This is a genomic window from Shewanella sp. SG41-3, assembly GCF_014164545.1.
Classification (GTDB): Bacteria; Pseudomonadota; Gammaproteobacteria; order Enterobacterales; family Shewanellaceae; genus Shewanella; species Shewanella vesiculosa.
The window spans coordinates 160814-173143 of record NZ_JACJFJ010000004.1; the positions used below are offsets into that span (position 1 = coordinate 160814).

Genomic DNA, 12330 nt, shown 5'->3' on the forward strand with positions numbered 1-12330 from the left:
AAGCAGCACTTAACGATGCTAAACTGTTCTCGCGGCTAATTTACTCAGTACACGACTCACAGCAACAAAAGCAAATGTTCCCGTCACCATGGTAATGGCGCCAAAACCAGAAGCGCAATCCATCCGCATACTGCCTTGTGCTGTTTCCTTAGTGTTGCATACGCTGCCATCAGCTTGAGGATAGACTAGATGTTGGGTCGAAAACACCGCCTCTACCGCAAAACGGCGCTGAATATTTTTAGTAAAATTATAATCTTTGCGTAATATGTTGCGCACTTTTGCCAACAATGGATCTTGTACCGTTTTAGCCAAGTCAGTCACTTGAATTAAGGTCGGATCGGTTTGGCCGCCAGCACCACCAATAGTCACTAGGGCAATTTTATTGCGCTTACACCAAGCAATTAAACCTGCTTTAGGTTTTACCGCATCAATACAGTCAATCACATAATCAATATCACCACCCTGTGAGGCAGGCTTAAAATACTCCGCCAGATTGTCTAAAGTAATAAAATCTTCTACTTCATTAACCACACACTCGGGATTGATTTCACCAATGCGTTTTGCCATAACCTCGACTTTTGATTGGCCAATAGTAGAGGTTAATGCATGTATTTGGCGATTGGTATTGGTAACACAAATATCGTCTAAATCGATAAGAGTGATCTGTCCTATACCACTTCTCGCTAGAGCTTCAGCGACCCAAGTTCCGACGCCACCGATACCCACAACCACCACATGTGCTTTTGAAAAAGTCGCGAGTGCTGCTTGACCATATAAACGGCCGACACCAGCAAAACGATGAGTATAAGATTCTGACAACATTGGTTACGCCCTAATTAACGACTATTTTTTTCGCGGCTAATTTTAAACGATTTATCGCCAAAGCTAAACGTTTGTCACGATTTGCTCGACATGAATCTGATTAAGGTGGCGGTTCAAGTTATTCATAAGCATCTGATGTAAGCATTTACTGATAATGCTCCACATCAACTTGGATAAGTGTTGCGATAAAGCAATCAAAAATAACCTGTGGTTAAACTATCCAAATAAAACTGACACTTTAGTTACTAAAAAGTGGATTGATACCTCAAGAGCACGTCTATTACGAATTAATACAAGCAATTAATCTTCGCAATAAGCCAGGAACAGCATTTTGTAGTGGTCAATAAAGGCCTCACTCTGGAGGTAATCAAATATAAATGGGTCGCTCAAACTAATCGATTATCACAAAACGCTTAAAAAATGCTTAATTTATGACCTTATTAGACTAAAGAGATCAATTTATCATTCAATATTCGCGATGATTAAATTAACATGGACTAAAATACAATTCTGCAACTTTTGTGGTTGAGCGCTAGCCGATTTTACATAAATAGGTACGCCCCTAAGAGGCAGATTTAAGACATATATTGATTTAATTACACAGATGGTCGCTGATATCACAGATTTATCGACAAAATTTCAAGTTGGGCTTGTTTATTTGATCTAGCCCACACTATGAAGGAACTAAATCTGTGAAAATCTGCACCAGATTGTTACAGAATTAAATCTGCGACAAACTTCACTAACTAAAACCATGAAAAATGGAATATAGAACATAACGTTCTAGGGAGCATGAAAGATGAAAAAAACCTTAATCTCTGCATCGGTAGCATCAGTACTCACATTAGTTTCTTTCGCTACACTTGCTGAAGGCCCAAGTTTCTATGGTCGTTTAGATTTAGCTGTGACTAATTCTGATAAAGGCGCTACAACTCAAAATGGTAAAGAAGGCACAGTATTAGAAAACAACTTTTCTAACTTAGGCGTAAAAGGCAGTGAAAAGTTTGCTAACGGTATTGAACTGTTATACCAAATGGAATTCCAAGTTGAAAATACCACTCAAACTGAAGGCAAAAATGGCAGTGACGAAGTCGTATTTAAAGCGCGTAACACATTCTTAGGTTTAAAAAGTGACGCTGGTACTGTGTTAGTCGGCCGTAACGATACAGTATTCAAACAATCTGAAGGTGGCATAGATTTATTCGGTAACTTTAACGCCGATATCGATCGTATGATTGGTGGCCAATTACGTAGAGCTGACGGTATTTGGTACTACTCACCAGTGATTGCTGGTTTAGTCACATTAAACGCAACTTATTTAATGGATGACAACTACGAAGGTTCAGATGAAGACCAATATGCATTAAGTGCAACCTTTGGTGACAAAGGTCTTAAAGCACAACCTTATTATATTGCTGCAGCTTATAACACTATTGGTGGTATTGATGCTTATCGTGGTGTGGCGCAAGTTAAGCTAGGTGAGTTCAAGCTTGGTGGTTTATACCAAAACACTGAAAGCCAAACCACTGATCAAGAAGGTGATTCTTTCTTCCTTAACGTATCTTACAACCTAAACGGCGTAAACTTAAAAGCTGAATACGGTCAAGATGAAGCTGGTTTTGGTAGTTACTACAAAAATATTAAAGAAGCGACAGGTACAGACGTAAATATCACTCAAATTACTGTGGGTGCTGACTATCGTATCTCTAAGTCAACCTTAGTTTATGGTCACTATGCTATGTATGAAGGCGACCACAAAGTCGGTACTGCTACTGTTGATTTAGAAGATGACAATATCTTCACTGTTGGTGCACGTTACGACTTCTAATCATAGTGCTAGCCGCTTCGGCTTAACAGCATAAATGATTAAAAATGCCAGTCTATGTAGACTGGCATTTTTGTATTTGTAATACCATCATTACGATGTGGTCATCAGATGTTAAAAAGTGATTTAAAATTAGGCTGTTGCACTTTACGATTAACAACCGTCAGCTAAGCAATCACTTGATTGAACACTTCAACATGATGTGACTCAACCAACTCTGGCATCACATGGTGAAAATAATGCTCAATCGCATCTTTAGCGCAATGTTGATCAAACGCAGCTCGGTCGACAAACTTTTCCACAAAGGCGACTTTATTGTCATCATCTATACTGATATTCAGTTCATAACGAATACAGCCTAGCTCACGTAGAGTATCTGGAACTAAACTTGCCAATGCAGCCACTAAGGCATCGCGTTTTCCTGCTTTAGCGGTAAACTGAGCGACACAAACAATTTGTTGGGTATTTATTGCGTAATCTGACATTATTTTTCCTTACATTAATAAATTAACAGCATATCTAAATGCTCAATCCCATCTTCAAGATACACTGCAGAATTAACTACGAAACCATGCTGTTGATAAAACTGACGTAAATAATCTTGCGCACCGATTTGGATATTGTCATTGGGCCAATGTCGTTTGGCAATACTAATAGCTCTTTGCATTAATTGATTAGCAATCCCCTGACCCCGTATTACTTTCGCCACAGCAACACGGCCAATACTGGCCTGAGGATAACTCAGACTAGGTGCTAACACACGACTATAGGCCACAACATGGCCAAGCTCGTCCAGCCCAAGTAAGTGCCTTGTTTGCGGATGTTTGTCTTTACCATCTAACTCAGGGTACGGACAATTTTGTTCCACCACAAACACATCAACTCGAAGTTGTAATAACCCATAAAGTTGTTCCAGCGTCAATTCAGAAAAGCCAACATCTACCCATTGTAATGTCATCACAAACCTTATTTATCCCTGCTCTATGTGCCATATTAGCATGATTAATGTATCTCACTAGGCTCATCTGATGGGCTTTTTTCTGGGGGTTTTCGAATAAATAATACTGCAAAGACTGCGATAAAAAGAAAACATGCCATAATAAAAAACACATCATTATAGGCTTGAATATACGCTTGTTGTGACATGGTTTTAGCAAGTAAAGCATAAGCTTGCGAGTTAGCGCTTACAGCGTCCGAGCCAGCAGTCTGTAATATCGAACTGGTGTGAGCGATATAATTATAGGCTTGCGAACTCACGGCGGGTAAAGTTTCTTTTATGTGTGCCAAATGCCCCCTTGCGAGGTTATCGGTTAATGTTGCCACCAAAGCGATACCAAACGCCCCACCTAAATTACGCATCACATTGAGCACAGTCGATGCCGAAGCATTTTCATGTGGTTTTAAATGCATGGTCGCCAAAATACCAATAGGAACTAAGATAAACGGTTGACCCAAGGCACGTACTATTTGCGAGGTAATCATCTGATCACCCGCATAATCAAGAGTCATATTGCTATTCATGTAATAACTGGTGGCAAATAAAGCGAATCCAAGTGCAGCCAGATAACGCGGATCAAACTTCTGCATTAACTTAGGCACTAAAGGTAGCACCAGTAATTGTGGAAAACCCATCCACATAATGACTTCACCTATTTCTAACGGAGTGTAGTCATGAATTTGTGATAGATATAAGGGGATCATGTAAATGGCCCCAAATAATGCCATACCGAGTAAAAAATATGCCACTGTAGACAAGGCAAAATCACGCTGAGCAAGCAGACGGATATTGACTAAGGGTTGTGCTTTACGTAACTGAATCCAAATAAATAGACTGATATTAATGGCGGCAATTATCGCGAGGTTACGAATAAGCTCTGAACCAAACCAGTCTTTACGATTGCCCTCTTCTAGCACCACTTCTAGGCAGCCCATACCCAGTGCCATCGTCACAATACCGGAATAATCAGCATCTTTTAACTTTTCCCAAATAATGGGTTTGCGCTCTAAACCATAAGCTAACATCGCCATTACAAATAAGCCTGGCGGAACATTAATATAAAATAAATAATGCCAACTAAATTGCTCAGTTAACCAGCCTCCCAGCGTCGGCCCAATAGAAGGGGCAAATGTGGCCGTCACCCCAAACAAAGCCATGCCCATCGCACGTTTATTGTCAGGTAAGCACTCAAGTATGAGTCTAAATGCTAACGGAATTAATGCTCCACCGAAGAACCCCTGCAAGGCACGAAAAGCAATCATCGACTCAAGGTTCCAAGACAAAGAACATAATATCGATGCCAAGATAAAAGCCGCTGTGGTCCAGAGTAAATAACGTCGAGTCGATAATCCGGTACTTAACCAACCCGAAAGGGGAATCGCGATCATCTCTGCCACTAAATAGGCGGTAGCAATCCAGCTACCCTCCTCTAAAGTGGCGCCTAAACTACCTTGGATCTCTTTCATCGACGCATTGGTGATTTGAATATCCAAAATCGCCATAAATGCACCAATTAGGCCGCCCGCAACGGCTATCCAAGATCGGACACTACCACGCTGGTACCCAGTCGGTTTATCATCCTGTTTACTAGCAGAGCTAACTTCAGAAGCATTTACCTCTGCAGTTGATTGACTCATATTAATGCCCTGCTGCCGCTAACGTGGTTTGATCAGCGGACGACTTAGCCAGCGCCTGAGATTGAGCAGCAGATTCAGTATCGACTTCAACCACCGCACTCAGTCCAGGCAAAATACGTCCGATAGCATATGAAGACTGCTTTCGTTCAAGCCGAATGCGCACCGGAATACGTTGAACAATTTTAGTAAAGTTACCGGTCGCATTTTCTGCAGGTAACAAGCTAAATTTAGAGCCCGATGCTGGAGCTAAGCTGTCGATAAATCCACTAAACACCTCATCAGGATAGGCATCTAAACTGACGTTAACGCTTTGTCCTGCTTGCATGTGCTCAATTTGAGTTTCTTTAAAGTTAGCCGTTACCCACACTTGAGTATCTGGTACTAAACTAAACAATGCCTGTCCCGGTTGAACATACTGGCCTACCATGGCACCACGCTTACCTATAATGCCTGAAAATGGCGCTGTAACGCGTGTATCAGCCAATTGAATATTGGCTAATTCGACACTAGCCTCAGCCTGCTTAACATCTGCTTGCACTTGCAATAGCTGAGCATTAAACACTGATAATTCACGCTGTTTAGCCACCAATGCAGCTTGAGCTTCATCGACATGTGCCGAGGCAGAATCGAAACCCGCCTGAAGTTGGTCAACATCATTTTGTGAGCTGTAATTACTGACTTTTAATTTTTGTGAACGTTTTAATTGTTGCTGGGCGATTAACTGTTCAGACTGTGAGGCCACAACAGCAGCCTTAGCCTGATTAATTAACGCTTGCTGCAAATCAACCTTCGCCGCCAAGGTTTGCAAGTTAGCTTGCGAGCTGGCTAATAAGGCTTTACTTTGGGCTAGCTTGGCAACAAATTGGCTATCTTCAAGTTGAGCCAATAGTTCACCTTTGCTGACATGTTGATTATCTACCACGGTAGACTGGACAATATAACCTGGCACTTTGACACTGATATTAGAAATATCGGCCTCGACATAAGCATTATCCGTTGATTCTATAAATCGAACTTGTGACCACCAATAAACACCGGCAACAACTAATACAAGGATAATACTTGGCACTAATACTAAGCGCTTATTGATAGACATGTTTGACTCCTAATTTATTCTCGCCTAGTTTACTACTGTTTCCTTTAGTTTATTAGATAGTAAAAATATAACCCACTGTTCCACAGGTGTAACAATATGGATCTAAATCGTGTACAAATTTTCTCACAGGTGGTTGAACAAGGCAGTTTTACTGGTGCAGCCAAAGCTTTAGGGATCACCAAAGCCACAGTGAGCAGAAAGGTTGCTGAACTCGAAGCCGATGCCGGTGTGCTATTACTATTTAGAACCACTCGATCATTAAAACTGACCGAAGCGGGTTCGAGTTATTACCATCGCATCAGTAAAATTTTGCAAGATTTACAAAATGCCGAAGACTTACTCAGCGCAAGCCAACAAGATATTAAAGGCAATTTAAAAGTAATTTGTCCTATCGAGCTAGGTCAGTTATATCTGGGGAGGATTCTTGCGCGTTTTTTGGCGACTTATCCCAACATTACCATTGATGCAGAACTGACTAACCGCAAAGTAGATGTAATAGAAGAAGGCGTCGATTTCTTATTTCAAATTACCGAACAACACGATCCAAAGCTGCAAAGTTACTCTCTGGTGACCGCAAGCAGACAATTAATGGCAAGTCCAAGTTACCTTAAACGTCATGGAGCTCCCGCAACACCGCAGGACTTAATGAATCATACTGCAATCAAGCTTCAATCGGCCCATATTGATGGTGGCTGGCGTATTTTTGATGGCATCAAATGGCTAGATCTCGATCCACCAGCACAGCTGAAGGTCAATAATGTTACCTTTGCCCGAGAGGCAGCCATTGAAGGCCTAGGTATTACCGCGGTACCGGTTTTTATTGCTCAAGAAGCTATTGATAGTAAGCAACTACTGCCAGTATTAGAAGATTTCCCCATGATGCAAACTAAGGTCACACTCAGCTTTCCCAAGCGAATATATCTCCCACGAAAATACCGAGTATTCATCGAATTTTTATATGATGCCCTGTTTCAGCGTTGGGGAGATGGTGTGCTGGAAATCCCCGACTTTATAGTACAAAACAATCATAATTAAAGATGAGTTTTTAAGCACAAAATAATCTATAGGATATATAGATATTTTTAACTGACTAGGTGCTAGTATCAACTCAATAAAGTGATTAATTGAGATCATAGAGGTCAGCTTTCGCACTATTAATTCGCAATATCAATGATAAGTTTGGTTCAGGAAATTGTTCAAAGGCTAGGTAAGTATTAAGCGACTGATCCATTGTCTGCTGCAATACTAACCACACACATTACATTTATTAGTCACGCATAATGCGCGCTAGGAGCTATACAAATGAGCAAAGAACGTAATAATTCAAAAGAAGCGAAGAAAAAACCGGCATTATCTTTAAAAGAGAAACGTGCAGTTAAGCAGTCAAAAAATTCACCTGAAAATTTTGCCAGCAAGATCAAATAATTTATGCGTCGTTTAACCTATAAATAGCTTGATGCAGGCATGCTGAGCACATAAAAATACCGAGCTAATTGCTCGGTATTTTTTGTTTAGCGCTTATTTATTCGCGCCCTGCTTAACAGCATTCTACTTAACAGATGGCTAGAACTTGTACTTCACGCCCACTTTAAGCTGCCAAGCTGATTTGTTGATGTCATAAGTATCGTAATTGTTAGTCTCAATACCATCTTGGCCAAATGGAACAGAATAAGTATAAACTCCCGTCGTCGCATTGTAGTCATGATCAACTAACTTAGCATTATTAAAACTTTGGTATTCAACCACGCCCCAATCTTCATTAACTAGGTTAAGTACGTTTTTGATATCAAAGTATAAAATACCTTTATGCTCGTCAGTAAATCCTGGCAACTCTTGCGTAAAGCGGAAGTCTAACTGATGTATCCATGGCTGGTTGTCAGTACCTTTTGGTGCTATACCACCGGCATATTGGCCTAAACCAATTTCATCAATAGCCGCTTTAAACTCCTCATAAGTTAATCCACCCGCATATTCAACATTGGCATCATCAGCACCTGTTGGAATGTAAGGTAAGTAATATGATGCGCCAGCAAACTTACTTTGATCACCTAAATTACCATCACGATATGAACCTAGTGTCCAGGTTAATGGGTTACCTTCACGAGCTTCGTAGAATAAGTTAAAGCTAGAGTTATAACCTGCAACAAACTCTACATCATAACCCAAGCTAAAGGTGAAGCGATGCGGTGTTTCATAATAGCCAGTCCCCATAGTGGTGCCATTACGATCATATTGTACTGGAGTATATTGATAATTAGACGTTGCTGTAGATGACGAGCCTTGGTTGCCTTCTTCAACTGAGTTATATGCATAGCCCGCACGCATGCTAAGACCCATATCCCACTCTTTGGCAATCGAGAAACTTAACGTCTTACTTGAGCCATCTTCTTCTGCATTGGTTAACATGAGGTCATAACGCTCGGTATTACCACCAGCACCATTATTGGCTAATGGGTCCCATGTTTCGTATACCACACGGCCAGTGGCATCGGTTTTCACTTGGCGACGGGCTAAATCAACCCAAGCTAAGTCGTTTTCTTTTTGAATGTATAAAAATTCACCACCCACAAACCAATTATCACCTAAAGCACCTAAATCCCATGTACTGTCAAAACCAATACTTGCACGCCAGTCAGAAGGTAACTCAAAGTTAGGATCGATGGCATTAACATTACCGTCGCCCCCGACTAACCCCGCTTGAGCATCAGCAGGGACGTTACCAAAATCTGGGGTGCCCCAAGCTGGGTTCCAACCATCGTTATAGCTTAATAAGCTGTTGCCATCATTTGAAAAACTATTTGAAATCCATACTGATGGCGAGCCACCACTGTAACGACCCACACCACCGTATAGGGTCACATCATCGCTTAACAGGTATTTAAGCCCTACGCGAGGTAACCAAATATCTTGGCCATCTAAGGTTTCGTTGTTAGCAAAACCATATCGATTAACAAAATTTTCATTTATGGCTGGTTTATCTGACATGCTAATGGTTTCATAACGCATGCCGAACGTGAGCTCTAAATCGGCCGTAATATCCCATGTGTCTTCAACAAATAATGCCAAGGTGTCCATGTTAAAATTGGCACTTACATCATTTGGATTACCCGAAGTTGCATTTTGATAACGGAAACCATCGACAGTCCCTGTCGCTAAGTTATCAATGGAATCAAACTCCCAATTTCCCAACACATCTTGAGCAAATAAGTTAAATATTTCGACGCTATTGTATTGAGCACCAAAGCCAATATCATGATCGCCTAAGTAATAGTCGCCCACAAAACGTAGCTCAAGATTTTGGTTATTTAATTCATTTGCTTGGCGAGAACTGTCAGTACCAAAAATAACTTTATCACCTGACTTTTCGAAAGTTTGTACCGACACCATACCAATGCCTAAGTCATCAATGGTTTTCGATTTAGTGGTGGTATCTTTATAAGCAATTTTGATCTCAGTACTAAAATCGTCAGTCCAATCGCTATATAAGTTTGCCGCGTAGGTTTCTAAAGTCTCTTCTTTATCATACCAAGTGCTTGATAATTTTAATGACGAACTATTCGATGACATGTTGTTAGTTAAATTACCTACGGTCGATTGGTAAGTAAAACTAGCACGGTGTTGGTCATTAATATTCCAATCCACTTTAGCTAAGATTTTTTCATCTTTTTCTTGTGGTGAGGTGGTGTAACCGCCAATGCTATCAAGACCATAAACAGACTGGGCAATTTGCTCAATTCGAATAAGCTCTTCTGAAGTCACATCTGACTCATTGGCAAAACCAGCGCCCTTTGGCCCCCACTCAGCTGATTTTGGCGCATCAAAGTTTTCATATGAGCCAAAGAAAAACAGGGTATCTTTAATTAGAGGAAAGCCAACCGTGCCACCAAATGTGGTTTCTTCAAAATCTTGGGTTAAGGTGTCACCAGAGTCTTGGTCTTTACCATCACCAGCCATACTATCGTTGGTGGTTTCCCAAAAAACCGTCCCAGATAAATCATTGGTGCCAGACTTAGTGACCGCGTTAATTTGCGCACCCGTAAAGCCACCACTACGAGCGGAATAAGGCGATACGTTTAGGGCAACACTCTCTACTGCGTCGATAGAAATAGGTGAACGCTGAGTTGGATAGCCATTTGAATTAAGACCAAAATCATCGTTTTGAGAAATACCATCGACGACGAAAGTGTTAAAACGTGGATTCATGCCTGCCACGCTCATTGAAATACCGTCAGTGCCCACAACAGCCATTGGGTTTTGGCGTAATACATCTTTTAAATCACGGCTAATACCGGGTGCATTAGCAATATCTTGCTCACCAAAATCACTGTTACTGCCGGCGCTTCGATAATAACTCGCATTGCCAACGACACCTACACGCTCCATAGCAGAAATGGCCTCTAGCGTGCGGTTAAAACGGAATGTTTCGCCTAATCCTAAGTAGACATTGTCTTCAACTGTGTCAGCAAACACATCAGAATCAACTTTGATAATATAAGGACCACCGACACGCAAACCGCGGGCAGTAAACTGCCCGTTGGCACTCACAGGAACTTCAGTAACAGTTCCGGTTGGCTGGTGGATAATAGTAATTTTTGCATCAGTCACAGCATTACCCGCAGGTCCTATAATCTGACCACGAATATCAGATGCGGTATCGGCCGCCATTGCAGGTAGAGCAATTCCCATAGCAAAACATGTCGCCAGCGCGAGACGACTCATCTTATGATTAAGCAACATTTCAAACCCCTGAATATTTTTATATTTTAATGTTTAGTTACCCGTTTATCGGGCTTGGTAAATCAATAGAGCAAAAACTTCAGGGCGAAGTCTAAGGTCGATATGTTGCATTTTAATGTCATTTTTAAACGAAAAAAGCCACAGAAAAACAACTTTGGAGTAACACATAAATGTCATATTGTTGCTATATAGTCGCGACTCGAGTCTGTGTCACGACATAAAAATCATCTCGTATGCTGGCACATTAAAGACGCGCTTCTTGCTTTAGAAACAATAATGAATGGGAAATTTTTTATGAAATCGTCTGTTTTACTGAATAACATGTTATTGCTGGTGAGCTGTGCTTTGTTCACCTTAACATTCAGCCTCCCAGCCAAAGCATTTGGTCAATTAGGTCACAGAATTATAGGCCAAATCGCTCAAGCCAATTTATCCCCAACAGCTCAACAGCAAATAAACCAACTGACAGATGGCGAAGGCTTAGCACAAATGTCGACTTGGGCAGATGAAATCCGCTCAGATAAGACTTGGGATCGTGCTGCCCCATGGCATTACATTTCAATTGAAGACGATGAAACATGGAAGACCGTTAAGCGTAATCCTGATGGCGATATCATCGAAAGTTTACAACGCTTTGAAAAAATATTAGCAAACCCTAAAGCCAGCCAGCAAGAAAAATGGCAAGCATTGGCATTTTACGTACATTTTGTTGGCGACATTCACCAACCGCTACATGTGGGTCATAGCCATGATAAAGGTGGCAATACCGTTAATTTGAAGTGGTTCGGTGAACAAACAAATTTGCATACAGTGTGGGACAGCAAACTAATAGAACAGCAGCAGTTAAGCTATACAGAGTACAGTGATTTTTTAAAGCGTATTAACGAGCAACAACGCCAAAAGTGGATAGGTCAAAGCTATTACCAATGGGCAGATGAGTCAAAAGCATTAAGGCAAGGTGCTTACCAGCTCGAACAGAATTATCAAGGTGAAGACGATTTACGTTTTAACTATGTATTTACCAGTAAACCAATTATCGAGCAGCGATTGCAGCAAGCAGGCATCAGATTGGCAGAAAAACTCAATGCTATTTTTAACTAGCGCTATTACTAGTTATTATCTTTATTGTAGGACAGCAATGTTTAGCTTAATAAAAAGCCAGTGATATTTATCACTGGCTTTGTTATGTACTTAACTCACTTTAGTTAACCTATTT

At 41.0% G+C, this 12330-nt stretch carries 10 protein-coding genes; 4 read left to right on the plus strand and 6 right to left on the minus strand.

All coding sequences use genetic code 11. The features are described 5' to 3' along the window. Window positions 1-18 precede the first annotated feature (18 nt). Window positions 19-822 carry a tRNA cyclic N6-threonylcarbamoyladenosine(37) synthase TcdA gene (gene tcdA / locus H5164_RS09125; RefSeq protein ID WP_404948420.1) on the minus strand — a complete coding sequence of 268 codons (804 nt, stop codon included), beginning with the start codon at window positions 820-822 and terminating at the stop codon, window positions 19-21. 799 nt (window positions 823-1621) lie between these two features. On the opposite strand from tcdA, the gene H5164_RS09130 reads away from it, so the two are divergent. Continuing rightward, window positions 1622-2650, plus strand: a complete 1029-nt coding sequence (locus H5164_RS09130) for a porin (protein WP_182755726.1) — start codon at window positions 1622-1624, stop codon at window positions 2648-2650. Between the two features lie 164 nt (window positions 2651-2814). Here H5164_RS09130 and H5164_RS09135 read toward each other — a convergent pair whose 3' ends face one another. The 4 genes from H5164_RS09135 to H5164_RS09150 are packed head-to-tail and all read right to left on the minus strand — an operon-like array spanning window position 2815 to window position 6377. Further along, entirely contained in the window at window positions 2815-3132 is a 318-nt protein-coding gene (locus H5164_RS09135) for a putative quinol monooxygenase (RefSeq protein WP_182755728.1), read from the minus strand. A 14-nt stretch (window positions 3133-3146) separates the two neighbouring features. After that, window positions 3147-3605 carry a GNAT family N-acetyltransferase gene (locus H5164_RS09140; protein WP_182723362.1) on the minus strand — a complete coding sequence of 153 codons (459 nt, stop codon included), beginning with the start codon at window positions 3603-3605 and terminating at the stop codon, window positions 3147-3149. Window positions 3606-3649: 44 nt separating this feature from the next. Then, window positions 3650-5281, minus strand: coding sequence for a DHA2 family efflux MFS transporter permease subunit (locus H5164_RS09145; protein WP_182755731.1), 1632 nt, complete (start codon window positions 5279-5281; stop codon window positions 3650-3652). Between the two features lies 1 nt (window position 5282). After that, a complete protein-coding gene (locus H5164_RS09150) occupies window positions 5283-6377 on the minus strand; it encodes an HlyD family secretion protein (protein ID WP_182755733.1) in 1095 nt (364 codons plus the stop codon). Between the two features lie 96 nt (window positions 6378-6473). Between H5164_RS09150 and H5164_RS09155 the strand changes: the two genes are divergently transcribed. Both H5164_RS09155 and H5164_RS20030 read left to right on the plus strand, forming a co-directional pair. Then, entirely contained in the window at window positions 6474-7412 is a 939-nt protein-coding gene (locus H5164_RS09155; protein ID WP_124017278.1) for a LysR family transcriptional regulator, read from the plus strand. A gap of 267 nt (window positions 7413-7679) precedes the next feature. After that, on the plus strand, window positions 7680-7802 hold the full coding sequence (locus tag H5164_RS20030) for a hypothetical protein (RefSeq protein WP_011635985.1): 123 nt from the start codon (window positions 7680-7682) through the stop codon (window positions 7800-7802). Window positions 7803-7940: 138 nt separating this feature from the next. On the opposite strand, the gene H5164_RS09160 is transcribed toward H5164_RS20030, so the two are convergent. Beyond that, the gene (locus H5164_RS09160) at window positions 7941-11114 is read right to left on the minus strand and encodes a TonB-dependent receptor (RefSeq protein WP_182741791.1); all 3174 of its coding nucleotides are present in this window, start codon (window positions 11112-11114) and stop codon (window positions 7941-7943) included. Window positions 11115-11408: 294 nt separating this feature from the next. Here H5164_RS09160 and H5164_RS09165 point away from each other — a divergent pair, with 294 nt between their 5' ends. Then, complete coding sequence (locus tag H5164_RS09165) at window positions 11409-12215, plus strand: S1/P1 nuclease (protein WP_182755735.1); 807 nt, start codon at window positions 11409-11411, stop codon at window positions 12213-12215. The last annotated feature ends 115 nt before the right edge of the window (window positions 12216-12330 follow it).

Excerpts from the sequence above, each read along its gene's own strand:
- tcdA (WP_404948420.1), bottom strand. The coding sequence starts at position 822 with ATGTTGTCAGAATCTTATACTCATCGTTTTGCTGGTGTCGGCCGTTTA.
- H5164_RS09130 (WP_182755726.1), top strand. The coding sequence starts at position 1,622 with ATGAAAAAAACCTTAATCTCTGCATCGGTAGCATCAGTACTCACATTA.
- H5164_RS09135 (WP_182755728.1), bottom strand. The coding sequence starts at position 3,132 with ATGTCAGATTACGCAATAAATACCCAACAAATTGTTTGTGTCGCTCAG.
- H5164_RS09140 (WP_182723362.1), bottom strand. The coding sequence starts at position 3,605 with ATGACATTACAATGGGTAGATGTTGGCTTTTCTGAATTGACGCTGGAA.
- H5164_RS09145 (WP_182755731.1), bottom strand. The coding sequence starts at position 5,281 with ATGAGTCAATCAACTGCAGAGGTAAATGCTTCTGAAGTTAGCTCTGCT.
- H5164_RS09150 (WP_182755733.1), bottom strand. The coding sequence starts at position 6,377 with ATGTCTATCAATAAGCGCTTAGTATTAGTGCCAAGTATTATCCTTGTA.
- H5164_RS09155 (WP_124017278.1), top strand. The coding sequence starts at position 6,474 with ATGGATCTAAATCGTGTACAAATTTTCTCACAGGTGGTTGAACAAGGC.
- H5164_RS20030 (WP_011635985.1), top strand. The coding sequence starts at position 7,680 with ATGAGCAAAGAACGTAATAATTCAAAAGAAGCGAAGAAAAAACCGGCA.
- H5164_RS09160 (WP_182741791.1), bottom strand. The coding sequence starts at position 11,114 with ATGTTGCTTAATCATAAGATGAGTCGTCTCGCGCTGGCGACATGTTTT.
- H5164_RS09165 (WP_182755735.1), top strand. The coding sequence starts at position 11,409 with ATGAAATCGTCTGTTTTACTGAATAACATGTTATTGCTGGTGAGCTGT.